We start from the raw sequence: 25,830 nt of genomic DNA, 5'->3' as shown, positions 1-25,830 counted from the left end.
CCTCGCCCCAGCAATTGCCAAACCTGTGCGAAAAATCCTGAAAAAATGTGAGCTTGTAGTCTCTGCAGTTGCCGAGGGACGAAGGCTGCGTTCGGTTTGGTGCGCCACTGCGACGCAGCAGTCGTAAACCCTGTGAACCTGGTTTAACTGACACAACTCATTGTCTGATTTTGCGACGACTTCGTCGCCGAACGCAGCCTTCGTCCCTCGTCAGCTGCTACGCACATCCCCTCCGGTAACAACCCGCCGCATACACCTGCAACTGCGGATAAAACAACCGAAAGTCCTCACTGAGCGGTTCGTACAGCGCCTGCAAATCCTGCATCGCCCCGGCCAGCTCCTCAGGGCGCGACAAGCGCCGGGCGATACCGTTGAACACCTGCTCCAGCACGGCAAAATCACGGTACGAACCCAGCCAGTCATGGGCCGCCATATGCGGCGCAATACTGGCAAGCCGCCGTGGCAGCTGTTGCTCAGCCACCAGCACGCGGTAAAAGTCCGAGGTAAAACGCTCCAGCGGCCCTTCGCCATACTGCCCCCAATCCCGCGCCAGGCAATGGTCGAAAAACACATCAAGAACGATACCCGCATAGCGCCTGCGAGTATGGGCAAAGCGCGACAACGCCTGATCAACCAGGGGGTGGCTGTCAGTAAACACATCAATGCTGCGGTGCAACGCAATACCGTGTTCAATATCCGGGCTGTATTGGCCGTGCAGCCGCCCTTTGACGAAATCGCCATAAAGACTGCCAAGCATTTCTTCCGGGCGCTGACCGCCAAGGTGCAGATGTGCGAGATAATTCATGCGCGCAGTTTAGCACTGCCATACCAATATCGTTATAACCCGATATATCGATTTGAGCTGATCTAAGATCAAAATCATATTTGTATATCGCGATATTACGATTTAAAGTTCGCCTCATCGCGATATAACGTTGTACCCAATGAGCACTGCAACCATGACGATCGACCTCGACGAAATAATAAAAGCCCTGGCACACCCAGTACGCCGAGAAATTCTCAACGCTCTCAAAGACCCTGATGCCTCCTTCCCTGGCCAGGTCCACTCCACCGAACACGGCGTATGCGCCGGGCAGTTCGACCAACTCTGCGGCCTGTCGCAGTCCACGGTCTCCGCCCACCTGGCAACGCTGCAACGGGCTGGCCTGATTACCAGCCAAAAGCATGGCCAGTGGCACTTCTTCAAACGTAACGAGGAAACCATCAAGGCCTTCCTCGACAAAATCAGCCAAGAGCTCTAACAAGGACTTCCATGCCCCTCTCGCTACTCATTCTGGCGCTCAGCGCTTTCGCCATCGGCACCACCGAGTTCGTGATCATGGGCTTGCTGCCTGATGTCGCGGCCGACCTTGGCGTGTCTATTCCCGGTGCCGGCTGGCTGGTCACCGGTTACGCGCTGGGCGTAGCCATAGGGGCACCGTTCATGGCGCTGGCCACGGCCAAATTGCCGCGCAAAGCCGCCCTGGTGGCGCTGATGGTGATCTTTATCATCGGCAACCTGCTCTGCGCCCTGGCCAGTGACTACAACGTGCTGATGTTTGCCCGTGTCGTTACAGCCCTGTGCCACGGTGCGTTCTTCGGCATTGGTTCGGTGGTGGCCGCAGGCCTGGTGCCCGCCAACAAGCGCGCTTCGGCGGTGGCCCTGATGTTTACCGGTCTGACCCTGGCCAATGTGCTGGGCGTACCCCTGGGCACCGCTCTGGGCCAGGCTGCAGGCTGGCGCTCGACGTTTTTCGCGGTCACCGTGATTGGTGTGGTGGCATTGATCGGCCTGATCCGCTTTCTGCCCGCCAAACGTGACGAGGAAAAACTCGACATGCGGGCCGAACTGGCCGCGCTCAAGGGCGCTGGCATCTGGCTTTCACTGAGCATGACCGCGCTGTTTTCCGCGTCGATGTTCACCCTCTTCACCTATGTGGCCCCCTTGCTCGGTGATGTCACCGGCGTATCGCCAAGCGGCGTGACCTGGACCTTGCTGCTGATCGGCCTGGGCCTGACGGTGGGCAATATCATCGGCGGCAAGCTGGCCGACAAGCGTCTGGCCGCCACCCTGATCGGTGTGTTTATCGCCATGGCCGTGATGTCCACCGTGCTGACCTGGACCAGCGTGGCCGTAATTCCGACCGAGATCACCCTGTTCCTCTGGGCCGCCGCCTCGTTTGCCGCCGTTCCGGCGCTGCAGATCAACGTCGTGACCTTCGGCAAGGCTGCACCTAACCTGGTTTCTACTTTGAACATCGGTGCCTTCAACGTCGGCAATGCCCTGGGCGCCTGGGTGGGCGGCAGTGTTATCGCTCACGGTTTCGGCCTCACCAGCGTGCCGCTGGCAGCTGCTGCGCTGGCGATCCTGGCGCTGCTGGTGACCCTGATTACTTTTCGCCAGAACGGCAATGCCGAGCTGGCAACTGCCACAAACTGATCTTTGAGAGGGCTGTATAAATGACCACGATTTTCGATCCGATCAAGCTGGGCGATCTCGAGCTGCCCAACCGCATCATCATGGCGCCGCTGACTCGCTGCCGTGCCGATGAAGGCCGGGTACCCAATGCGCTGATGGCTGAATACTACGTTCAGCGCGCTTCTGCCGGCCTGATCCTCAGCGAAGCCACTTCGGTGACGCCAATGGGTGTCGGCTACCCGGACACCCCGGGCATCTGGTCCAACGATCAGGTACGCGGCTGGACCAACATCACCAAGGCTGTCCATGCAGCCGGTGGCCGTATCGCACTGCAGTTGTGGCATGTGGGGCGCATCTCGCACCCGATGTACCTGAACGGTGAAGCACCGGTTGCGCCAAGCGCCATTGCCGCCAAAGGCCATGTCAGCCTGGTGCGCCCAAAGGTTGATTTCCCGACGCCACGAGCCCTGGAAACTGCCGAGATCGCTGATATTGTCGAGGCCTACCGCACCGGTGCCGAAAACGCCAAGGCTGCCGGTTTTGACGGTGTCGAAATTCATGGCGCCAACGGCTACCTGCTCGACCAGTTCCTGCAAAGCAGCACCAACAAACGCACCGACCAGTACGGTGGCAGCGTAGAAAACCGCGCTCGCCTGTTGCTCGAAGTCACCGACGCCGCTATCGACGTCTGGGGCGCTGGACGGGTTGGGGTGCATCTGTCACCGCGTGCCGACCTGCACGACATGGGTGATGACAACCTGGCCGAAACCTTTGGTTATGTTGCCCGTGAGCTGGGCAAGCGTGGCATCGCCTATATTTGTGCCCGCGAGCATGCAGCAGCGGATAGCCTGGGCCCACAGCTCAAGGAGGCGTTCGGTGGTCCATACATCGTCAACGAGAGCTTCACCAAGGACAGCGCCAATGCCTGGCTGGCTGCAGGCAAGGCAGATGCCGTTGCCTTCGGCGTGCCATTTATCGCCAACCCTGACCTGCCAGCGCGCCTGAAAGCGGATGCACCGCTCAATGAAGCGCACCCAGAGAGCTTTTACTCCAAAGGCGCGACAGGCTATATCGACTACCCGGCCCTGTAAGCATTAAAAATGCTGTAGCGCTGCGCAACGCAAAACGCCCGAGGCTTATGGCCTTGGGCGTTTTTTTTTTATATAGCCGGGTACAGCGAGCGCTTGAGTACATGGATAAAAACGCTTTATTTCAGGCAAAAAAAAGGGGCGGTTTGACCCGCCCACATTTTTTCCCTAGTCCCTTTTGTTCCTTCTCATCATCCTGATGAATCGCGTCCCGCGATGTCCGTCTGCGTTCTTCCTTGAGCGCTGTGTCGATCCGTCAACACAGTTCAAATACTAGAGTCTTGTGGGATTGCTGCAAGCAGGAGAGTTATAGGTTTTTATTACACGAGAAACTCATTATAAAAACAGAACACCTTAAAAATCATATAGTTAACAAGTAAACAGAATAAGAAAAAGCCACTAGCCCACTATAATTAAGCTCTTTGCTTACGCAAAAAGTAAGTAAAGGCTTACAGCGACCTACAGGAAATAATCAATCTCACCCGTGACATTGCGTTTCAACCCCAACACCCTAAACAACAATTTAAAAAACATACGTTCTATGGTTAAAAATCAAAGCGGGCGAGCGCAGCAAACAGCCTTGAATAAACCCTCGCCCACAAAAAACCCCGAAAAGCTCGGGGTTTCAAGTCAGCCTGTGGTGCGCTACTGGAACAGCGACTCGCTAGACAAACCATTGCGCTCAAGGATTTCTCGCAGACGCTTCAACCCTTCTACCTGGATCTGGCGTACACGTTCACGGGTAAGGCCGATTTCCAGCCCTACATCTTCAAGGGTACTGCTCTCATGACCGCGCAGGCCGAAACGGCGAATCACCACCTCGCGCTGCTTGTCAGTGAGTTCAGACAACCATTGGTCAATACTCTGCGACAGATCATCGTCCTGCAGCAGTTCACAAGGATCTGTAGGGCGGTCGTCGGTAAGGGTATCGAGCAGGGTTTTATCCGAATCCGGCCCCAGGGAAACGTCTACCGAAGACACCCGTTCGTTAAGCCCAAGCATACGCTTGACCTCTGCGACAGGTTTTTCCAGCAGGTTGGCGATTTCTTCAGGGGAGGGTTCGTGATCGAGCTTTTGCGTGAGTTCGCGTGCAGCTCGCAGGTAGACATTGAGCTCTTTGACAACGTGGATCGGCAAGCGAATGGTGCGGGTCTGGTTCATGATCGCCCGTTCAATCGTTTGGCGGATCCACCAGGTGGCGTAGGTCGAGAAGCGGAAGCCGCGTTCGGGATCGAATTTCTCGACAGCCCGGATCAGGCCCAGGTTGCCCTCTTCAATCAGGTCCAGCAGCGACAACCCACGATTGACATAGCGACGGGCGATTTTCACCACCAGCCGCAAGTTGCTTTCAATCATGCGCTTGCGCCCGGCCGGGTCACCACTTTGCGACAGTCGCGCAAAATGAACTTCTTCGGCGGGAGAGAGTAACGGGGAGAAGCCAATTTCATTGAGGTACAGCTGAGTCGCATCGAGCGCCCGGGTGTAGTCAATGTACTTGTGCTGTTTTGTCGCGGGTGCTTTTTTGGACTTGGTTCGAGCTGTAGGGGCTGAATCGTCTTCTTCTGACATCAAGTCGCTATCGATGCTGGAGTCCATAAGGAGCACCTCATCGTCGATGTCAAACCCCGGCGCTTCTTTATTGAGAGCCATTGCAGTAGTCCTTTGTTGAGTTCGACCTCAAGCTCTAGCATCGCCTTAGTCCTTGGCAACACTGGAGCCTGTTCCTTATCCACATCAGGAACAGGCTGGTAACCGATCAACGGCGAGGAAGGAATTGCAATGGATCTACAGGTTTACCTTGGCGGCGAATTTCAAAGTGAAGTTTCACCCGGTCTGTACCAGTTGACCCCATTTCGGCAATTGTCTGTCCGACCTTGACCTGCTGCCCCTCCCGAACCAAAAGCCTGCGGTTGTGACCGTAGGCACTGACGTAGGTATCACTGTGTTTGATGATAATCAGTTCGCCGTAGCCCCTCAATCCACTGCCAGCGTATACAACCGAACCATCAGACGCAGCTAAAACAGGCTGTCCCAAATCGCCGGCGATATCAATACCTTTATTCAAACTACCGTTTGAAGAAAATTTACCGATCAAAATGCCATTAGAAGGCCATCCCCAGCCCTTGGGTGCGGGGCCTGCCGGCAGTACCGGCGCAGCCACCGGGGCCTTTGTCACAGTGCCCGGGCGCTTGATTACCGTGGTCTTGCTGCCCGAAGAAGACGAGACAACCGTCGTTGTGCTGCCACCCGCAGGCTGGGTACCGGAGCGCCCGTCGAAGCGAATCACCTGACCGGGAACGATGGTGAACGGGGGCGCAATATTGTTGCGTGCCGCCAGCGCCTTCCAGTCCCAGCCGTAGCGAAAGGCAATCGAAAACAGGGTGTCGCCGCGGCGCACGGCGTATTGCCCCGTGGTCACTGCCGGGCGCTGGGCCACGCCGTTACGGTCGACCACGTTGACGCCATTTTTGGGGGTGCTGGAGCACGCCGCCAACAAAGCCAGTGTGGCACTCAGCAACAGACCGGCTGCCAGTCTCTGAAAGCTTTTGCTGCTCATACGCTGCGCAATGACTGTGAGACTCACCCGCCGCTCCCTTTGAAGATGGCTGAAAATTAGAACGCCAGTACTGGCCCATTAGGCGCAAGTATAACTGGCTACAGGGCTTTTACAGACTGTAAAGCCGATTCATAAACACACTGTATAAAACCTAAACAAACACTGGGCTGGGCCGGGTGACGGGCTTTATGACCCGCTGCCCGACCTATAATTCACCCGGTTCGTACAAAGACTCAGGCCAGCGGCCCGTTTAGCAGTGGCACAAAGCGCACATTGCCGATCACCCGTCGGGCGAAACCGTGCTCTTCGCGTACGATCAACATCAGTTGCTGCACCTCGCCTGCCCCCACCGGAATCACCAGGCGCCCACCTGGGGCCAGTTGGTCAAGCAGTGCCTGGGGGACATCGGTGGCCACTGCCGTCACGATAATGCCGTTGTAAGGCGCCAGCGCAGGCCAGCCCTCCCAGCCATCGCCCCAGCGGAACACCACATTGCGCAGGTTGAGCTCAAGCAGTCGCTCCTTGGCCCGGTCTTGCAGCACCTTGATGCGCTCAACAGAAAAGATGCGTTCGACCAGTTGCGACAGCACGGCGGTTTGATAACCCGAACCGGTGCCGATCTCCATCACCTTGTCCAGCGGCCCGTCCTCAAGCAGCAGCTCGCTCATGCGCGCCACCATGTAAGGCTGGGAGATGGTCTGGTTATTGCCGATCGGCAGTGCCGTGTCTTCGTAGGCCCGGTGCGCCAGCGCTTCATCCACAAACAGATGTCGTGGCGTGCGGCGGATGACCTCAAGCACGTTCTGGTTAACGATGCCTTCTTCACGCAGGCGCTGAATCAGCCGCTCCCGTGTGCGCTCGGAAGTCATGCCAATGCCGCGGTGCATCATGCCATCCTGCTCGCGCGCCATCAGCCCATACCCTCCAGCCAGCCATTGAGGCTTTTAAAACCATCAGCAAAGGTGCGATCCAGTTGCAGCGGTGTGATCGACACATAGCCCTGCATCACGGCATGAAAGTCCGTACCCGGGCCGCCGTCCTCGGCGTCGCCCGCGGCGGCAATCCAGTAACCGGCCTTGCCCCGTGGATCAACCACCCGTACCGGCGCCGCTGCGCGTGCCCGATGCCCGAGACGGGTGAGTTGAATCCCCCGAATTTTCTCAAGCGGCAGGTTGGGAATATTCACATTGAGGACCGTACGCGGCGGCAAGTCCAGTGATGCGTGGGCTTCGAGCAGCTTGCGGGCAAAAAACGCCGCAGTCGGCAAGTTGTCCAACTGACGCGACGCCAGCGAGAAGGCAAACGAAGGGCGTTCGAGAAAACGCCCCTCAAGCGCCGCCGCCACGGTACCGGAATACAGCACATCGTCACCGAGGTTGGCGCCCAGGTTGATGCCGGATACCACCATGTCCGGCTGCTGCTCCAGCAGGCCGTGAATGCCCAGGTGTACACAGTCAGTCGGCGTGCCGTTGATGCTGATAAAGCCATTGGCCAAGGTATGGGGGTGCAACGGCCGGTCCAGCGTCAGCGAACTGCTCGCGCCGCTTTTGTCTTGCTCCGGGGCAACCACCACGCAGTCGGCGTAGTCAGCCAGCGCGCCATAGAGCGCGGCCAGGCCCGGGGCGGTAACCCCGTCATCGTTTGAAATCAGAATACGCATAAGCTATCCGCTTGATCCAACGTCACCAGATCAACAAGTTCGCGCACCAGAACAGTGGCGAAGCATCCGGCCGGCAGAACAAATTCCAGTTGCAGAATGTCAGGCTGCGGATAATGCCACGTCAACCGGCCAATGGGCAGTCGCAGGATGCGTCGCTCATGGCTCATGCCGGCGCGCACCAGCCAGTCACGCAAGTCGGCTTCACGCTCTGCAATCGACTGCTCCAGCGCATGGGTGGCGCCAGTGGTCGGTGATTCGCCCTCGCCCCACTGCGGGCCGGTCGGGTGCAGATCGAGAATGGCCAGGCGCGGGTCGCTGCATTCAGCCTCCCCCGCGGGGAAAAAACTGCGGCTGTCGGTAAAGGCCAGCAAATCACCGACCTGCGCCCGCTGCCAGCTGCCATCGGCCACTCGCGCTGCCAGTACCTGGTTAAACAGGTAGCTGCGAGCGGTAGACAGCAGCCGCGAACGCACATTGCGTTGCTCAGGCAGGGCCTTGCGCGCCGCATAATCGCGGGCCTCGCCCAGGTTGCCGCCCTGCCAGCCGAAACGCTGGGTACCGAAGTAGTTGGGTATGCCCTGTTTGGCGATCAGTTCAAGGCGCTGTTGCAACGCATCCTTGTCCCCGCTCATTTGTGTCAGGCGCAAGGTGAAGCCGTTCGCCGCATGGGCACCACGCTGCAATTTACGCTTGTGCCGAGAGCTCTTGAGAATTTTCAGGGTGTCGTTTTCAGCACCCGACAAATCAGGATCTGCCTTGCCCGGCAGTTGCACGCTGAACCACTGGCGAGTCAGCGCCTGACGGTCCTTGAGACCGGCATAGCTGACGGTGCGCAATGGCACACCCGCCGCCTTGGCAATGCGCCGGGCAGCTTCTTCGGTGTTCAGGCCGCGTTTCTCGACCCACAACCACAGGTGCTCGCCATCCCCGGACAACGGAATATCCAGTACTTCATCGACCTGGAAGTCTTCAGCCGTGGCCTTGAGCACAGCAGTGCCCAGCGCTTCACCGTAGGCCCGCGGGCCAAGCAGATCTGACTCGTTCATGCGCGAACCAACAAGGCAATGGAGTGCACCGCGATCCCTTCTTCACGACCGACAAAACCGAGTTTTTCGGTGGTGGTGGCCTTTACGTTTACCTGGTCCAAATCAACCTCTAGATCCGCCGCAATCAGCGCGCGCATCGTTTCAATATGCGGCGCCATTTTCGGCGCCTGGGCAATGATGGTGTTGTCGACATTGCCGACCTTCCAGCCCTTGGCATGGATCAGACCCACGACATGACGCAACAGGACGCGGCTATCCGCGCCCTTGAAGGTCGGATCTGTGTCCGGAAAATGCTTGCCAATGTCGCCCAGTGCCGCAGCACCCAGCAAGGCATCGCTGAGCGCGTGCAAAAGCACATCGCCATCAGAGTGGGCCAACAGCCCGAATTTGTGGGAGATCCGCACGCCGCCCAACGTAATGAAATCGCCTTCAGCGAAACAGTGCACATCATAGCCGTGGCCAATACGCATAAAAAAACGCCCCGATTAAGTCAGGGCGTGATTCTACCTACTTTGACCAACATTGGGCGCTATTAGGCACTTAGCGCTTTTGCGTGATGACGCAAGTGGTCATCGATGAAACTGGCGATGAAGAAATAGCTATGGTCGTAACCTGGCTGCAAACGCAAGGTCAGCGGGTAATCGGCCAGTTTGGCGGCCTGTTGCAGCACTTCAGGCTTGAGCTGAACTGCCAGGAAGTCATCCCTATCACCCTGATCGACCAGCAGCGGCAGTTTTTCACTGGCTTCGCCAATCAGCACACTGGCATCCCACTCACGCCAGCGCGCACGCTCTTCACCCAGGTAATGGGTGAATGCCTTTTGCCCCCAAGGGCAATCCATCGGATTGCTGATCGGCGCAAAAGCCGACACCGACTGATAACGCCCCGGATTGCGCAGCGCACAGACCAACGCCCCGTGCCCGCCCATGGAATGGCCGCTGATGCCACGCTTTTGCGAAGCAGGGAAATGCGCCTCAACCAGAGCCGGCAATTCCTGCACCACATAATCATGCATCCGATAATGCTCGGCCCAGGGCTCTTGCGTGGCATTGAGGTAAAAACCTGCGCCAAGGCCAAAGTCCCAGGCGCCTTGCGGGTCATCCGGCACACCTTCACCACGGGGGCTGGTGTCCGGCGCCACAATGATCAACCCCAACGCGGCAGCCATCTTCATTGCCCCGGCCTTGTGCATAAAATTTTCGTCGGTGCAGGTCAGGCCCGACAGCCAGTACAGCACCGGCAATTTAGCGCCCTGCTCCGCCTGCGGCGGCAAGTACACGGCAAATACCATGTCACAGCCCAGCACTTGCGAGCGATGCTTGTAACGCTTGTGCCAGCCGCCGAAGCTTTTCTGGCAGGAGATATTTTCCAGTGTCATGGGCAGCTCCAGACCGCAAGCAAAACACCTTTTCCCCCTGTGGGAGCGGGCTTGCTCGCGATGCAAGCAACTCGGTCATTCAGTCAGACCGCGCCGATGCAATCGCGAGCAAGCCCGCTCCCACAGGTGTTTTGTGGCGTTAAGGCTTGCTGCTGTTAGTTAGAAATGGATGACAGTACGAATGCTTTTGCCTTCATGCATCAGGTCAAAGGCCTTATTGATATCTTCCAGGCCCATGGTGTGGGTGATGAAGGTATCCAGCGGAATCTCGCCGCTTTGCGCCATGTCGACATAGCTTGGCAATTCGCTGCGGCCACGCACGCCGCCGAATGCCGAACCACGCCAGACGCGACCGGTCACCAGTTGGAATGGACGGGTGGAAATTTCCTGACCGGCACCGGCCACGCCGATAATCACCGACTCGCCCCAACCCTTGTGGCAGCATTCCAGCGCCGCACGCATCAACTGTACATTGCCGATGCACTCGAATGAAAAGTCGACACCGCCATCGGTCATATCGACGATCACTTCCTGGATTGGGCGATCGAAGTCTTTCGGGTTCACGCAATCGGTGGCACCCAACTGCCGGGCAATTTCAAACTTGGCCGGGTTGATATCGATGGCAATGATTCGCGCCGCCTTGGCTTTCACCGCGCCGATCACTGCCGACAGACCAATGCCACCCAGGCCGAAGATGGCCACGGTGTCACCCGGTTTGACCTTGGCGGTGTTGAGCACCGCACCGATCCCGGTAGTCACGCCGCAACCGAGCAGGCAAACCTTCTCCAGCGGTGCGTCTTTCTGGATTTTCGCTACCGAGATTTCCGGCAACACGGTGTATTCCGAAAAGGTCGAAGTACCCATGTAATGGAAAATCGGCTGACCTTTGTAGGAAAAACGAGTGGTGCCATCAGGCATCAGGCCTTTGCCCTGGGTCGAGCGAATCGCCTGACACAGATTGGTCTTGCCCGACAGGCAGAATTTGCACTTGCCGCACTCAGGGGTGTACAGCGGGATGACATGATCACCGACCGCAACCGAAGTCACGCCTTCGCCGATGGCTTCAACGATGGCACCGCCTTCGTGACCCAGGATCGACGGGAAGATGCCTTCCGGGTCCGCGCCGGACAAGGTGTAGGCATCGGTATGACAAACACCCGAGGCCACAACCCGCAGCAGCACTTCGCCAGCCTTGGGCATGGCAACGTCAACTTCCACGATTTCCAGCGGTTTTTTGGCCTCGAACGCTACGGCAGCACGTGACTTGATCATCGATCGTCTCCAGCAAAGTAAAAACAAGACGCAGAGTGTAAATCAGCGCCGGTTGATTAATAATCCGGACAAAAGCAAAACATTATTGCCATGCAGGGACAATCAACCATGAATGAGAACCGCTGGGAAGGTATAGACGAATTTGTCGCCGTGGCCGAGTGCGGCCAATTTACCGCCGCAGCCGAGCGCCTTGGCGTCTCTTCATCCCATATCAGCCGTCAGGTGGCGCGCCTGGAAGAGCGGCTGCAAACCCGCCTGTTTTATCGCAGTACCCGCAAGGTCACGCTGACCGAAGCCGGGCAAACTTTTTTGCAGCATTGCCAGCGCCTGCAAGACGGTCGCGAAGAAGCGCTGCGGGCGATCGGTGACCTGGCCAGCGAGCCCAAGGGCATGCTGCGCATGACCTGCGCAGTGGCCTATGGCGAACGCTTTATCGTGCCGCTGGTAACGCGCTTTATGGGGTTGTACCCGCAGTTGCGAGTCGATATAGAACTGAGCAATCGCCCGCTGGATCTGGTGCATGAAAGCCTGGATCTGGCGATACGACTGGGGCGTTTGCAGGACTCAAGATTGGTGGCGACGCGACTCGCCCCCCGGCGCATGTATATGTGCGCATCCCCTTCGTATCTGGAGCGCTATGGTCGCCCCCATAGCCTGTCGGAATTGAGCCGGCATAACTGTTTGATTGGCAGTTCGGATCTGTGGCAATTGCAGCAGGACGGACGAGAGTTTTCGCAGCGAGTGCAAGGCAATTGGCGTTGCAACAGCGGGCAGGCGGTGCTGGATGCGGCACTACAGGGTGTGGGGCTGTGTCAGTTACCGGACTATTACGTACTGGAGCATTTGAAGAGTGGAGCGCTGGTGGCTTTGCTCGACGGCCATCAGCCACCCAACACTGCGGTCTGGGCGCTATACCCGCAGCAGCGGCACTTGTCGCCGAAGGTCAGAAAACTGGTGGATTATTTGAAGGAAGGTTTGGCCAAGCGGGAGGAGTATCAGGGTTAAGAACTGCGTATGTCTCTTGTGGGAGCGGGCTTGCTCGCGATGGCCTCACCGAGGTTTTCCTGAAAAACCGCGCCGCCTGTATCGCGAGCAAGCCCGCTCCCACAAAAACCCAAGGCAATTCCATCACAGCTTCGCTCAGCGATTAACCCAACGCAAACGCAACCACTCAAGGTCTTCCGGGCGGGTGACCTTGATATTGTCCGAACGCCCTTCGATCAGCCGCGGAGCCAGACCGGCCCACTCCATCGCCGAAGACTCGTCGGTGATGGTCGCATCGGCCACCAGGCTGTCCGCCAGGGCGCGGTGCAAGGCGCCCAGGCGGAACATCTGCGGCGTATAGGCCTGCCAGATCAAGCTGCGATCAACGGTTTCTACTGCCCGACCATTTTTGTCCACGCGCTTGAGTGTGTCCCGCGCCGGAACCGCCAGCAAACCACCGACAGGATCGTCTGCCAATTCGCTGAGCAGCTTGTTCAGGTCTTCACGGGACAGATTGGGCCGGGCCGCATCGTGGACCAATACCCAATCGTCATCCGCCGCGCCCTGCGTATGCAGGTGCAACAATGCATTGAGCACCGAGTCCGCACGCTCACGCCCGCCGTCTACCCGCACAACACGAGGGTCGCCAGCACAGGGCAAGGACGGCCAGAAAGGATCATCAAAAGCGACACTGACCACCAGCCCCTTAAGGCCCGGGTGATCAAGAAAACAGCTGATGCTGTGTTCGAGAATACTGCGCCCGCCCAGCTGCAAATACTGCTTGGGACGGTCCGCGGCCATACGGGCACCCACACCCGCGGCAGGAATCACGGCCCAAAAGGCCGGTGACGAAAAACTCATTGGGCCAACTGATAGAGGGTTTCACCCTCTTTAATCATGCCCAACTCATGGCGAGCACGTTCTTCAACGGTCTCCATGCCTTTTTTCAGCTCCAGCACTTCCGCATCCAGCACGCGGTTACGCTCCAGCAAGATTTCGTTTTCAGCACGCTGATCGGCTATTTGCTGGGTCAGGTCGGTAACCTGCGCCAAACTGCCATTTCCCACCCACAGGCGATACTGCAGGCCCGCGAGCAGCAAGAGCAAGATGAGAAACAACCAATTGGGACTGCGCATCGAATATCAGGTATCCAGTGAAAAGACAGCCATGCCGACAAACGTAAACAACGAATAGTACAAAGCCTGGACGAACCAGGCTTGTATACAGAAGCATCAGATTAGTGTCAAAAGACCCGACTTGGCGAATTTTCCGACACTACCTGCTGACTTTTACCATTAAGTACTCAGCCGCGGAACTCGCCACGACCGTTGTACTTGGCTTTTGCACCCAGTTGCTCTTCGATACGCAGCAATTGGTTGTACTTGGAAACGCGATCGGAACGGCACAGCGAGCCGGTCTTGATCTGGCCAGCCGCAGTACCCACTGCCAGGTCGGCAATGGTGGAATCTTCGGTTTCGCCGGAGCGGTGCGAGATTACAGCGGTGTAACCAGCGGCCTTGGCCATCTGGATGGCTTCCAGGGTTTCGGTCAGGGTGCCGATCTGGTTGAACTTGATCAGGATCGAGTTGGCGATGCTCTTGTCGATGCCTTCCTTGAGGATCTTGGTGTTGGTGACGAACAGGTCGTCACCTACCAGCTGAACCTTCTCACCGATTTTGTCGGTCAGAATTTTCCAGCCATCCCAGTCAGACTCGTCCAGACCGTCTTCGATCGAGATGATCGGATAGCGCTGGGTCAGACCCTTGAGGTATTCAGCAAAACCTTCGGAGCTGAACACTTGGCCTTCGCCCGACAGGTTGTACTTGCCGTCTTCGTAGAATTCGCTGGCCGCGCAGTCCAGAGCCAGGGTCACGTCTGTGCCCAGGGTGTAACCGGCGTTGGCGATGGCTTCGGAGATCACTTTGAGTGCATCTTCGTTGGAAGCCAGGTTAGGTGCGAAACCACCTTCGTCGCCCACTGCGGTGTTCAGGCCACGGGCCTTGAGCACTGCTTTGAGGTGATGGAAGATTTCGGTGCCCATGCGCAGCGCGTCGGAGAAAGTCTTGGCGCCAACCGGCTGAACCATGAACTCTTGAATGTCGACGTTGTTATCGGCGTGCTCGCCACCGTTGATGATGTTCATCATCGGCACCGGCATCGAGTAAACACCCGGGGTGCCGTTCAGGTTGGCGATATGCGCGTACAGCGGCAGGTCCTGGTCCTGTGCGGCAGCTTTGGCAGCAGCCAAAGATACGGCCAGGATGGCGTTGGCACCCAGGGAGCCTTTGTTCTCAGTACCGTCCAGCGCGATCATCGCGTGGTCCAGCGCCTTTTGGTCAACCGGGTCTTTACCCAGCAGCAAATCACGAATCGGGCCGTTGATGTTGGCAACAGCTTTCAGCACGCCCTTGCCCAGGTAACGGCTCTTGTCGCCATCACGCAGCTCCAATGCTTCACGGGAACCGGTGGAAGCACCGGACGGCGCGCAAGCGCTGCCGATGATGCCGTTGTCGAGAAGCACGTCCGCTTCCACAGTGGGATTGCCACGGGAGTCGAGAACTTCACGACCTTTGATGTCGACGATCTTTGCCATTGTTGTAAATACTCCAAAGTTGACGAAAACACGCAGCTGAGGGAAATTTTGTTATCGGCGGCAAGGGTCAAATAACGGGCAGCCTTGCGGACGATAAGGCTCGGGCCCTGAGGCCCGAGAAATCGTGCGGTACTTTACCGGAGAAACGAGGGTTACGCGGTTTCTATTGTCGGAAAACTTTTAACCAACTCATCCAGCGACTTCAACTGGGCCAGGAATGGCTCCAGCTTGTCCAGACGCAAGGCACAAGGGCCGTCGCATTTGGCGTTGTCCGGATCCGGGTGTGCTTCAAGGAACAGACCTGCCAGGCTCTGGCTGATGCCAGCCTTGGCCAGATCGGTCACCTGGGCACGACGACCACCGGCAGAATCCGAGCGTCCACCGGGCATTTGCAGCGCGTGGGTCACGTCGAAAAATACCGGGTATTCAAACTGTTTCATGATGCCGAAGCCCAGCATGTCGACAACTAGGTTGTTGTAGCCAAAGCTGGAGCCACGCTCACAAAGGATCAACTGATCATTGCCCGCTTCTTCGCATTTGCTCAGGATGTGTTTCATCTCCTGGGGTGCGAGGAATTGGGCTTTTTTGATGTTGATCACGGCACCGGTCTTGGCCATGGCCAAGACCAGATCAGTCTGGCGCGACAGGAAAGCCGGCAGCTGGATGATGTCGCAGACTTCGGCGACCACGGCTGCTTGCGCAGGCTCGTGGACATCGGTAATCAACGGCACACCGAAGGCAGCCTTGATATCCTGGAAAATCCGCATGCCTTCTTCCAGGCCGGGGCCACGGTAAGAGCTGACAGATGAACGGTTAGCCTTGTCGAAACTGGCCTTGAACACGTAAGGGATACCAAGCTTTTCGGTGACCCGTACGTACTCTTCGCACACCTGCATGGCCATATCACGGCTTTCCAGCACGTTCATGCCACCGAACAAGACCATTGGCTTGTCGTTGGCAATTTCGATATTGCCTACACGGATAATCTTCTGCGCCATGCTGATTTATGCCTTCTTCTCGTGTTGCGCCAAGGCTGCCTTGACGAAACCGGTGAACAACGGGTGGCCATCACGTGGAGTCGAGGTGAACTCCGGGTGGAACTGGCAAGCCACGAACCAAGGATGATCCGGTGCTTCAACCACTTCTACCAGCGCGCCGTCACCGGAGCGACCGGTTACTTTGAGGCCGGCTTCAGTCAGTTGCGGCAGCAGGTTGTTGTTCACTTCATAGCGATGACGATGACGTTCAACAATCACGTCCTTGGCATAGCAGTCGTGAACCAGGGAACCGGCTTGCAGCTGGCAATCCTGCGCACCCAGACGCATGGTGCCGCCCAGATCCGAGGTTTCGGTACGGGTTTCGACTGCACCGGTGGCGTCTTCCCACTCGGTGATCAGGCCCACAACCGGGTGGCCGCTGCTACGATCGAATTCGGTGGAGTTGGCGTCTTTCCAGCCCAGCACGTTACGTGCGAACTCGATAACCGCTACTTGCATGCCCAGGCAGATACCCAGGTATGGCACCTTGTTCTCGCGAGCATACTGAACAGCAGTGATCTTGCCTTCTACGCCGCGCAGACCGAAGCCGCCCGGAACCAGAATGGCATCACAGCCTTCAAGCAGTTCAGTGCCTTTGTTTTCGATGTCTTCGGAGTCGATATAACGCAGGTTGACCTTGGTACGGTTGGAGATACCGGCGTGGCTCATCGCTTCAATCAGCGACTTGTACGCGTCCAGCAGTTCCATGTACTTGCCGACCATCGCGATGGTGACTTCGTGCTCCGGGTTCAGCTTGGCGTCGACGACTTGTTCCCATTCGGACAGGTCGGCGCTGTTGCATTCCAGGCCGAAACGCTCGACAACAAAATCATCCAGACCCTGAGCGTGCAGCATGCCCGGAATGCGGTAGATGGTGTCGGCGTCTTCCAGCGAAATAACGGCACGCTCTTCAACGTTGGTGAACAGCGCGATCTTGCGACGCGAGGACACATCAACGTGGTGATCGGAACGGCAGATCAGTACGTCTGGCTGCAGGCCGATGGAACGCAGCTCTTTAACCGAGTGCTGTGTAGGTTTGGTTTTCGTTTCGCCAGCGGTGGCGATATACGGAACCAGAGTCAGGTGCATCAGCATGGCGCGCTTGGCGCCCACTTCGATGCGCAACTGACGGATAGCTTCGAGGAACGGTTGCGACTCAATGTCACCCACAGTGCCGCCAATCTCAACCATCGCTACGTCGGCATCGCCGGCGCCCTTGATGATCCGACGTTTGATTTCGTCGGTGATGTGCGGAATTACCTGAATGGTTGCACCCAGGTAATCACCACGGCGCTCCTTGCGCAGGACGTGTTCGTAGACACGGCCCGTGGTGAAGTTGTTGTTCTGGGTCATGGTCGTGCGGATAAACCGCTCGTAATGGCCCAAGTCCAGGTCGGTTTCGGCGCCGTCGTGTGTGACGAACACTTCACCGTGCTGGAACGGGCTCATGGTGCCCGGATCAACGTTGATGTAGGGGTCCAGCTTCAGCATGGTGACCTTAAGTCCCCGCGCCTCCAGGATGGCTGCCAATGAAGCCGAGGCAATGCCTTTCCCCAATGAAGAAACAACACCGCCCGTGACGAAGATGTAGCGCGTCATGAAAAACCCTAGAAGTCTGCGTTAAAGCGGTCAGAGCCGCCGGGGAAAGCGAAGGAAGGCCGAAGCCCCCAATCACCAGCATTAGTCACAGTGCACCTTTCGAAAAACTGCTGCGTTGAAACAGACCGATGGAAACCACCGGTTCGATGCAAGCCACACATTTTTTTAAAATCGCCCAGCAAAGACTGCTTGGTAATCGGCAACTTCTGTAATTCTGGTGAATCCACAGAAGTTGTATCAAGAAGGGAGCGTAGTCTACCGGAAACCCCCTTTCAGCTCAAACCTTGATCGCTCGAAGTTGGCAGCCACTGCAATTGCCAGCGTCCACAGGGGCTGGAGTCCAGTCCAGGGAGGTTTGCCACGGCCAATAACTGCTCATTGCGGTACAGAAGCGGCAATCTGCCACGGGCAAACAACGGAACACCCCGCTCGTTAAGCAGCCGTTTGAGATCACGATGACCGCGCTGTGCCTGCGCCATCACTTCGCCCCCTTGACGATAGCTCACTTGCAGGGGGCCATCCGGGATATCCCCAACAAAATGCACATGGCCATTACCCGGCAGCGCCAACGCCTGCTCAGGGCAGGACCACGATACGGGGGCAACCGGTTGGCGCAACCAGTCACTGGCCAGCCACCAGATACGCCCACCGGCACGATGCAACTCGCCACCAGCGAGTTTCCAGACAGGCTGCGCATCGGTGCGGGCATCACGCAGGGCATCCCACCCGACCCAATGGTCGGTATCGGGCAATGACGTGAAGGCTGCCAACCAGTGGCGCAAGGCATTGCGTTGACGTGCAGGCGATAGTGCGGCGATAGGCGCCAGCTCCAGTGAGGGCAAGCCAAGCCAGGAAAATGCAGTGGCAGAGGCAGCATCGTGCAGATCCTGCTGTGCCAGTTCATCGAGCAGGCCCTGGGCCTCGGCACAATGTGCGGCGCTGCGGGCCATGCTGGCAGCGGCCTGAGGCCAGCGCCGGGTCAGGATCGGAAAGACTTCGTGGCGCAGGAAGTTGCGGGAAAAATCTGTCTGCGTGTTGGACGGGTCTTCGATCCAGCTCAGGCCATGCTCATGGGCATAAGCTTCCAGTTCGATGCGGGGCACATCCAGCAAGGGCCGGCACAAGTGCCCTGCCCCCAGGCGTCGCTGCCGGGGCATGGCCGCCAACCCGCTGACCCCGGCACCGCGCAACAGGCGAAACAGCAGGGTTTCGGCCTGATCGTCGCGATGCTGCCCGGTGAGCAGCACTTCCTCAGCACCGGTAGCTGCTACAAACACCTGATAGCGCGCATCACGCGCTGCACGCTCGAGACTGGCCCTGACCTGCACTTGCACGCGAACCACCTGCAGCGGCACGCTCAGCCCGTCACACAGCGCCTGGCAATGAGCCGGCCACGCATCAGCCGCCGCCTGGAGACCATGATGGACATGGACAGCGGATATTGGCGGTATGGCATGGATTTGGCGCAATTGAGCGAGAAGGTGGAGCAGGACGGTCGAGTCCAGGCCGCCGGAAAGCGCGACGTGCCAAGCCTTGGCGTTGCGCCAGGGACTGAGGGCATGCAGAAGCAGATTCGACAGACTGGACATTATGCAATCCTGTGGGAGCGGGCTTGCTCGCGATGCAGACAACACGGTCTTTCAGCCAAACCGCATAGATACCATCGCGAGCAAGCCCGCTCCCACACTGAGACGTCGTTAAACCTGAATCTGAATCAGAGACCGTAGCTCATCAAACGATCATATCGACGCTTGAGCAAGGTTTCGTGGTCCAGCTTGTTCAGCATGTCCAGCTGGGAGATCAGATCGGCACGAATGCTGGCAGAGGCCGCCGCCGGGTCACGGTGTGCGCCGCCCAATGGCTCGCCAATCACCTTGTCGACAATGCCCAGGCCCTTGAGGCGCTCAGCAGTAATACCCATCGCCTCGGCTGCATCCGGCGCCTTTTCGGCGGTCTTCCACAGGATCGAGGCACAACCTTCCGGCGAAATCACCGCGTAGGTCGAGTACTGCAGCATGTTCAACTGGTCGCAAACGCCAATGGCCAATGCACCGCCCGAACCGCCTTCGCCGATAACGGTGGCAATGATCGGGGTTTTCAGGCGCGACATGACACGCAGGTTCCAGGCAATGGCTTCGCTCTGGTTGCGCTCTTCGGCGTCGATGCCCGGGTATGCGCCCGGCGTGTCGATAAAGGTCAGGATCGGCATCTTGAAGCGCTCGGCCATTTCCATCAGGCGGCAGGCCTTGCGGTAGCCTTCAGGGCGCGGCATACCGAAGTTGCGACGCACCTTTTCACGCACTTCACGGCCTTTCTGGTGACCAATCACCATCACTGGCTGATCGTCCAGACGGGCAATGCCACCGACAATGGCAGCATCATCCGAGAAATGACGGTCGCCGTGCAGCTCATCGAACTCGGTAAAGATGTGTTCGATGTAGTCCAGGGTGTAAGGACGACGCGGGTGACGGGCCAAACGGGCAATCTGCCAGCTGGTCAGCTTGCCGAAAATATCTTCAGTCAGCGTTTTGCTTTTGTCTTGCAGACGAGAGATTTCATCGCTGATATTCAGCGAATTGTCATTACCAACCAAGCGCAACTCTTCGATTTTGGCTTGCAGGTCAGCAATCGGCTGTTCGAAATCAAGAAAATTCGGGTTCATAAGCATCCGTCTTGGGTCGGCGGCAAAGCATGCCAGAAGGTTGGAAACCCAGCATTTGCTGGTGTCTCGAACCGAACTGGGGCAGCCGGTTGATCTGTATCGCGCCTACCTTAAGGGACAGGCGCTCTCAGGTCGAGATTAAAAATTCAGGTCGAGGTCAGGGCACAACGAATGCCCCTGACCGTCAACGGTATTGGAGGAAGACGTTGTCTCGCCCAAACTGGTCACGCAGGGCTTGAATCAAGCTGTCCGCCGGGTCGATCCGCCAGGTCTCGCCAAACTGCAGCATGGCCTTGGCATCTGCGCCGGTGTACTCCATGGTTATCGGGCAGGCACCGCGATGTTTCTTGAGCAGTTCGCCCAAATTGCGCAGTTGGTCACCCTTGAGTGCAGCCTGATCGACTTTCAAACGCAAGCTCTCGGCCAGGCTGGTGCGTGCATCTTCCATGCTCATCACCCGCTTGACCCGCAGGCGCAAACCGCCGGAGAAGTCGTCATTGCTGACTTCGCCTTCGACCACCACCATCGCATCAGTCTGCAACAGCGACTGCGCCGAATGGAAGGCCTCGGCAAACAGCGAGGCTTCAATGCGCGCCGAACGGTCATCGAGGGTGATAAAGCCCATCTTGTCGCCTTTTTTGTTCTTCATCACCCGCAACGCGATGATCATCCCGGCAACGGTCTGAGTATCACGCGCAGGCTTGAGATCAATAATACGCTGACGGGCAAAGCGGCGAATTTCGCCCTCGTACTCGTCAATCGGATGACCGGTCAGGTACAGCCCCAGAGTGTCCTTCTCGCCTTTAAGGCGCTCTTTGAGCGTCAGTTCCTTAGCCTTGCGGTGATTGGCATAAACATCCGCATCCGCTTCAACAAACAGCCCGCCAAACAGGTCGGCGTGACCACTGTCATGGGTGCGTGCGGTTTGCTCGGCGGCCTTGATCGCTTCTTCCAGTGCCGCCAGCAGCACCGCACGGTTCTGGTCGATGCTGGCCTGCCAGGCTTTGGGTTCGTCATGAAAGAACGGCCCAAGACGGTCCAGCGCACCACTGCGGATCAGGCCATCAAGGGTACGTTTGTTGATGCGCTTGAGGTCAACCCGGGCACAGAAGTCGAACAGATCGGTAAAAGGACCGTCCTGACGCGCCTCGGTGATGGCCTCGACCGGCCCCTCGCCCACCCCCTTGATCGCCCCCAGACCATAGATGATCCGGCCTTCATCGTTCACCGTGAACTTGAACTCGGAGGCATTCACATCCGGCGCGTCGAGGCGCAGCTTCATGCTGCGGATCTCTTCGATCAGGATCACCACCTTGTCGGTGTTGTGCATATCCGCCGACAGTACCGCAGCCATAAACGGCGCCGGGTAGTGGGTTTTCAGCCAGGCAGTCTGGTACGACACCAGGCCGTAGGCCGCGGAGTGGGATTTGTTAAAGCCGTAACCGGCAAATTTCTCTACCAGGTCGAAAATGTTACCGGCCAGGTCGCCATCAATATTGTTGTTGGCACAACCTTCAATAAAGCCGCCGCGCTGCTTGGCCATCTCCTCGGGCTTTTTCTTGCCCATGGCCCGACGCAGCATGTCAGCGCCACCGAGGGTGTAACCGGCCATGACCTGGGCAATCTGCATCACCTGCTCCTGATACAGGATGATGCCGTAGGTCGGTGCCAATACTGGCTTGAGGCCTTCGTACTGGTAATCGGAGTGCGGGTACGCCAGTTCAGCGCGACCGTGCTTACGGTTGATAAAGTCATCAACCATGCCTGACTGCAACGGGCCGGGACGGAACAGGGCCACCAGTGCGATCAAGTCTTCCAGGCAGTCGGGCTTGAGCTTTTTGATCAGCTCCTTCATGCCCCGCGACTCAAGCTGGAACACCGCGGTGGTTTCGGCTTTTTGCAGCAGCTGGTAGGTCGGTTTATCGTCGAGCGGGATAAAGGCGATATCCAGCGGCGGCTCGTCGACCTTGGCGCGGTCGCGGTTGATGGTTTTCAACGCCCAGTCGATAACCGTCAGGGTGCGCAGACCGAGGAAGTCGAACTTCACCAGGCCGGCAGACTCAACGTCGTCCTTGTCGAACTGGGTGACCAGACCACCGCCCTCTTCATCGCAGTAAATCGGCGAGAAGTCGGTCAGTTTGGTCGGTGCGATAACCACACCACCGGCGTGCTTACCGACGTTACGTACAACACCTTCAAGCTTGCGGGCCATTTCCCAGATTTCGGCAGCCTCTTCATCGACCTTGATAAAGTCGCGCAGGATCTCTTCCTGCTCATAGGCTTTTTCCAGGGTCATGCCGACTTCAAACGGAATCATCTTCGACAGACGATCCGCCAGACCGTAGGACTTGCCCTGCACCCGCGCCACGTCACGGATTACCGCCTTGGCGGCCATCGAGCCGAAGGTGATGATCTGGCTTACCGCGTTGCGACCGTATTTTTCGGCCACATACTCGATCACCCGGTCACGACCGTCCATGCAGAAGTCGACGTCGAAGTCGGGCATCGATACCCGTTCCGGGTTAAGGAAGCGTTCGAACAGGAGGTCGTATTCCAGCGGGTCGAGGTCGGTGATCTTTTGCACATAGGCCACCAGCGACCCGGCACCCGACCCCCGGCCTGGGCCTACCGGCACGCCGTTGCTCTTGGCCCACTGGATAAAGTCCATCACGATCAGGAAGTAACCGGGGAAGCCCATCTGGATAATGATATCCAGCTCGAAATTCAGCCGATCGACATACACCTGGCGCTTGGCGTCGTAATCCTCGGTGGTATCCCTGGGCAGCAGAACGCTCAGGCGATCTTCCAGGCCATCAAAGGACACCTTGCGGAAATACTCATCGATGGTCATACCATCGGGGATCGGGAAGTTGGGCAAAAAGTGAGTGCCCAGCTTCACTTCAATATTGCAGCGCTTGGCGATTTCAACCGTGTTGGCCAACGCCTCCGGCAGATCGCTGAACAGCTCGGCCATTTCCTCGGCGCTTTTCAGATACTGCTGGTCGCTGTAATTCTTGGAGCGGCGCGGGTCATCCAGCGCCCGTCCTTCACCAATGCAGACGCGGGTTTCGTGGGCCTCGAAATCCTGCTGCTTGATAAAGCGCACATCGTTGGTTGCCACCAGCGGCGCGCCGATCTTGTCGGCCAATGCCACTGCAGCATGCAGGTGCTCTTCGTCATTGGGGCGCTTGGTGCGCTGCACTTCAATATAGAAACGGTCAGGGAACACCGACATCCATTCACGGGCCAGGGTCTCGGCTTCTTCAGTGTTGCCACTGATCAGCGCGACACCGATCTCGCCCTCTTTCGCAGCCGACAGCATGATCAGACCATCGGCAGCCTCGGCCACCCACTCGCGCTCAATAATTACCTGGCCATTACGCTGGCCATCAATGTAACCACGGGAGATCAACTCGGTCAGGTTGCGATAACCCAATGGGTTCATCGCCAACAGGCTGATACGGCTGAGGGGGTTTTCCGGGTCCTTGTTCGACAGCCACAGGTCCGCGCCACTGATCGGCTTGATCCCGCCGCCCATGGCCGCTTTGTAGAATTTGACCAGCGAACACATGTTGTTCTGATCGGTCACCGCTACGGCGGGCATATTCATCCCGGCCAGGGTTTTGATCAGCGGTTTGATCCGCACCAGGCCATCGACCAGGGAGTATTCAGTGTGCAGGCGCAGATGAACGAATGAAGCCGGCATGGTGATCCTGTCTATAAGCTTTGAGAAACAACAAGGCCCGGATTGTACCGGGCCTTGGCAAAAACATCAGCCTTATGGCTAAAGGCCTTCAAGGGCCTCGTAAGCACGACGCACCGGACCAAACGAACGCCGATGAATCGGCGTAGGCCCCAGACGCTCAAGGGCTTCGAGATGCACAGCGGTCGGGTAACCCTTGTGCCCGCCAATGCCATAGCCCGGGTATTGCAGCTCAAATGCCGCCATTTCACGGTCACGGCTGACCTTGGCCAGAATCGATGCGGCGGCAATTGCCGGCACCTTGCTATCGCCTTTGACCACCGCTTCAGCCGGCATGGCCAGCTTGGGGCAGCGATTGCCGTCGATCATCGCCAGTTTCGGGGTGATGCTCAGCCCTTCAACAGCGCGCTGCATGGCCAGCATGGTGGCGTGCAGAATATTCATCTCGTCGATTTCTTCGACTTCGGCCCGGGCAATACACCAGCTCAGGGCTTTTTCACAAATTTCGTCATACAGCTTTTCGCGACGGGCTTCGGTGAGTTTTTTCGAATCGTTGAGCCCGGCGATAGGCCGAGTAGGGTCGAGAATCACAGCGGCCGTTACCACAGCGCCGCACAAAGGGCCGCGGCCCACTTCGTCGACACCGGCCACGAGGTCTTCGACCAGATTGAAGTCCAATCCGATTTGCATGGTTACTTTACTCACTTGGATTGTGCAATCAGGTCCAGTACCGCTTTGGCGGCCTGATTGGAAGCGTCGAGGCGCAAGGTACGATGGATCTCGTCAAAGCCGCGGGTCTGCTCTTCACCACCGTCCAGCAATGGCAGCAGCGTCTGGGCCAGGGCCTCAGGAGTCGCGGCATCCTGCAACAGTTCGGGCACCAGCATGCGCTGGGCCAGTAAGTTGGGCAGTGACACGTAAGGGCTTTTGACCAGACGCTTGAGAATCCAGAACGTCAGCCGCGCCAAGCGATAAGCCACCACCATCGGCCGCTTGTACAGCAAGGCCTCAAGGGTGGCGGTGCCGGATGCGATCAACACTGCATCACAGGCCGCGAGCGCCAGATGCGATTGCCCGTCCAACAGGGTCAATGGCAGGTCACGACCTGCCAGCAACTGCTCAATCTGTTCACGACGGGCAGCATTGGCGCAAGGCAAGACAAAACGCACATCAGGCCGGGCTTGACGAATTTTTTGCGCAGCATCGAGAAACAGCCCGCCGAGTTTGCCCACTTCACCGCCGCGACTGCCGGGCATCAAAGCGACCAACGGCCCGTCAGGCAGCCCCAGCTCGGCGCGAGCACCGGCCTTGTCAGCTTCAAGAGGAATGGTATCGGCCAGGGTGTGGCCGACGAAACGCACGGGCACGCCGTGTTCTTCGTAGAATTTGGCTTCAAAGGGCAACAGCGTGAGCATCAAATCGCAGCCCTCGCGGATTTTCAGCACACGCTTCTGACGCCACGCCCATACGGACGGGCTGACGTAGTGCACGGTCTTGATTCCGGCACGGCGCAGTTGCAGTTCGATGTTAAGGGTGAAATCGGGAGCATCGATGCCGATAAACACATCAGGTTTTTCAGCGATCAGGGTCTGAACCAGCAGCTTGCGGCGCTTGAGCAGTTCACGCAGACGGCCCAGCACTTCGACCAGGCCCATCACCGACAGACGCTCCATCGGGAAGTAGGAGCTCATACCCTCTGCTTCCATCAATGGACCGCCAACGCCGATAAATTCGATATCAGCATGCTGGGCCTTGAGTGCCCGCATCAATCCCGAGCCCAAAATATCGCCCGAGGCCTCCCCCGCCACCAGCGCGATACGCAATCTGGCCAT

At 57.9% G+C, this 25,830-nt stretch carries 23 protein-coding genes; 4 read left to right on the top strand and 19 right to left on the bottom strand.

Translation table 11 applies throughout. The features are described 5' to 3' along the window. Positions 1–217: 217 nt before the first annotated feature. Entirely contained in the window at positions 218–805 is a 588-nt protein-coding gene (locus ACZRMH_RS06950) for an acyl carrier protein phosphodiesterase (protein ID WP_464012777.1), read from the bottom strand. Positions 806–959: 154 nt separating this feature from the next. Between ACZRMH_RS06950 and ACZRMH_RS06945 the strand changes: the two genes are divergently transcribed. The 3 genes from ACZRMH_RS06945 to ACZRMH_RS06935 are packed head-to-tail and all read left to right on the top strand — an operon-like array spanning position 960 to position 3,510. Beyond that, positions 960–1,262, top strand: coding sequence for an ArsR/SmtB family transcription factor (locus ACZRMH_RS06945; protein ID WP_464012798.1), 303 nt, complete (start codon positions 960–962; stop codon positions 1,260–1,262). Between the two features lie 11 nt (positions 1,263–1,273). Beyond that, on the top strand, positions 1,274–2,440 hold the full coding sequence (locus tag ACZRMH_RS06940) for an MFS transporter (RefSeq protein WP_464012776.1): 1,167 nt from the start codon (positions 1,274–1,276) through the stop codon (positions 2,438–2,440). 20 nt (positions 2,441–2,460) lie between these two features. Beyond that, positions 2,461–3,510 carry an alkene reductase gene (locus ACZRMH_RS06935; protein ID WP_464012775.1) on the top strand — a complete coding sequence of 350 codons (1,050 nt, stop codon included), beginning with the start codon at positions 2,461–2,463 and terminating at the stop codon, positions 3,508–3,510. A 642-nt stretch (positions 3,511–4,152) separates the two neighbouring features. Here ACZRMH_RS06935 and rpoS read toward each other — a convergent pair. The 8 genes from rpoS to ACZRMH_RS06895 form a co-directional block, all read right to left on the bottom strand. Further along, positions 4,153–5,157, bottom strand: a complete 1,005-nt coding sequence (rpoS, locus tag ACZRMH_RS06930) for an RNA polymerase sigma factor RpoS (RefSeq protein ID WP_016782010.1) — start codon at positions 5,155–5,157, stop codon at positions 4,153–4,155. 106 nt (positions 5,158–5,263) lie between these two features. After that, the gene (locus ACZRMH_RS06925; RefSeq protein ID WP_464012774.1) at positions 5,264–6,091 is read right to left on the bottom strand and encodes a peptidoglycan DD-metalloendopeptidase family protein; all 828 of its coding nucleotides are present in this window, start codon (positions 6,089–6,091) and stop codon (positions 5,264–5,266) included. Between the two features lie 206 nt (positions 6,092–6,297). Beyond that, positions 6,298–6,933, bottom strand: coding sequence for a protein-L-isoaspartate(D-aspartate) O-methyltransferase (locus ACZRMH_RS06920; protein ID WP_169845246.1), 636 nt, complete (start codon positions 6,931–6,933; stop codon positions 6,298–6,300). Between the two features lie 41 nt (positions 6,934–6,974). Beyond that, positions 6,975–7,724 (bottom strand): 5'/3'-nucleotidase SurE, encoded by a 750-nt coding sequence (gene surE, locus ACZRMH_RS06915; protein ID WP_464012773.1) that lies wholly within the window; start codon positions 7,722–7,724, stop codon positions 6,975–6,977. Further along, positions 7,712–8,770: a tRNA pseudouridine(13) synthase TruD gene (gene truD, locus ACZRMH_RS06910; RefSeq protein ID WP_464012772.1), complete on the bottom strand. Its 1,059-nt coding sequence runs from the start codon at positions 8,768–8,770 to the stop codon at positions 7,712–7,714. Before truD ends, surE begins: the two co-directional genes overlap by 13 nt. Beyond that, a complete protein-coding gene (gene ispF, locus ACZRMH_RS06905; protein ID WP_048359885.1) occupies positions 8,767–9,240 on the bottom strand; it encodes a 2-C-methyl-D-erythritol 2,4-cyclodiphosphate synthase in 474 nt (157 codons plus the stop codon). The genes truD and ispF overlap by 4 nt, the downstream gene beginning before the upstream one ends. A gap of 62 nt (positions 9,241–9,302) precedes the next feature. Continuing rightward, on the bottom strand, positions 9,303–10,148 hold the full coding sequence (gene fghA, locus ACZRMH_RS06900; protein ID WP_464012771.1) for an S-formylglutathione hydrolase: 846 nt from the start codon (positions 10,146–10,148) through the stop codon (positions 9,303–9,305). 159 nt (positions 10,149–10,307) lie between these two features. Continuing rightward, positions 10,308–11,420 (bottom strand): S-(hydroxymethyl)glutathione dehydrogenase/class III alcohol dehydrogenase, encoded by a 1,113-nt coding sequence (locus ACZRMH_RS06895; RefSeq protein ID WP_464012770.1) that lies wholly within the window; start codon positions 11,418–11,420, stop codon positions 10,308–10,310. Positions 11,421–11,528: 108 nt separating this feature from the next. Between ACZRMH_RS06895 and ACZRMH_RS06890 the strand changes: the two genes are divergently transcribed. Beyond that, positions 11,529–12,425: a LysR substrate-binding domain-containing protein gene (locus ACZRMH_RS06890; RefSeq protein ID WP_464012769.1), complete on the top strand. Its 897-nt coding sequence runs from the start codon at positions 11,529–11,531 to the stop codon at positions 12,423–12,425. 135 nt (positions 12,426–12,560) lie between these two features. On the opposite strand, the gene ispD is transcribed toward ACZRMH_RS06890, so the two are convergent. The 10 genes from ispD to lpxB all read right to left on the bottom strand — a co-directional run bounded on the left by ispD (position 12,561) and on the right by lpxB (position 25,830). Next, positions 12,561–13,265 (bottom strand): 2-C-methyl-D-erythritol 4-phosphate cytidylyltransferase, encoded by a 705-nt coding sequence (gene ispD, locus ACZRMH_RS06885; protein ID WP_464012768.1) that lies wholly within the window; start codon positions 13,263–13,265, stop codon positions 12,561–12,563. Then, complete coding sequence (ftsB, locus tag ACZRMH_RS06880; RefSeq protein ID WP_016782000.1) at positions 13,262–13,540, bottom strand: cell division protein FtsB; 279 nt, start codon at positions 13,538–13,540, stop codon at positions 13,262–13,264. The genes ispD and ftsB overlap by 4 nt, the downstream gene beginning before the upstream one ends. 167 nt (positions 13,541–13,707) lie before the next feature. Then, positions 13,708–14,997 (bottom strand): phosphopyruvate hydratase, encoded by a 1,290-nt coding sequence (eno, locus tag ACZRMH_RS06875; protein WP_095001321.1) that lies wholly within the window; start codon positions 14,995–14,997, stop codon positions 13,708–13,710. A 152-nt stretch (positions 14,998–15,149) separates the two neighbouring features. Beyond that, positions 15,150–15,995, bottom strand: coding sequence for a 3-deoxy-8-phosphooctulonate synthase (gene kdsA / locus ACZRMH_RS06870; protein WP_464012767.1), 846 nt, complete (start codon positions 15,993–15,995; stop codon positions 15,150–15,152). Between the two features lie 6 nt (positions 15,996–16,001). Beyond that, positions 16,002–17,633 carry a CTP synthase gene (locus ACZRMH_RS06865; protein ID WP_464012766.1) on the bottom strand — a complete coding sequence of 544 codons (1,632 nt, stop codon included), beginning with the start codon at positions 17,631–17,633 and terminating at the stop codon, positions 16,002–16,004. Positions 17,634–17,905: 272 nt separating this feature from the next. Next, complete coding sequence (tilS, locus tag ACZRMH_RS06860) at positions 17,906–19,222, bottom strand: tRNA lysidine(34) synthetase TilS (RefSeq protein ID WP_464012765.1); 1,317 nt, start codon at positions 19,220–19,222, stop codon at positions 17,906–17,908. A 125-nt stretch (positions 19,223–19,347) separates the two neighbouring features. Next, positions 19,348–20,295, bottom strand: coding sequence for an acetyl-CoA carboxylase carboxyltransferase subunit alpha (locus ACZRMH_RS06855; RefSeq protein ID WP_464012764.1), 948 nt, complete (start codon positions 20,293–20,295; stop codon positions 19,348–19,350). Between the two features lie 184 nt (positions 20,296–20,479). Then, complete coding sequence (dnaE, locus tag ACZRMH_RS06850; RefSeq protein WP_464012763.1) at positions 20,480–24,001, bottom strand: DNA polymerase III subunit alpha; 3,522 nt, start codon at positions 23,999–24,001, stop codon at positions 20,480–20,482. A gap of 78 nt (positions 24,002–24,079) precedes the next feature. Then, positions 24,080–24,688: a ribonuclease HII gene (gene rnhB / locus ACZRMH_RS06845; RefSeq protein WP_464012762.1), complete on the bottom strand. Its 609-nt coding sequence runs from the start codon at positions 24,686–24,688 to the stop codon at positions 24,080–24,082. A gap of 11 nt (positions 24,689–24,699) precedes the next feature. Next, positions 24,700–25,830: a lipid-A-disaccharide synthase gene (gene lpxB, locus ACZRMH_RS06840; RefSeq protein WP_464012761.1), complete on the bottom strand. Its 1,131-nt coding sequence runs from the start codon at positions 25,828–25,830 to the stop codon at positions 24,700–24,702.

Source organism: Pseudomonas sp. B414, assembly GCF_055408445.1.
This window is presented reverse-complemented; position numbering and strand designations above follow the sequence as displayed.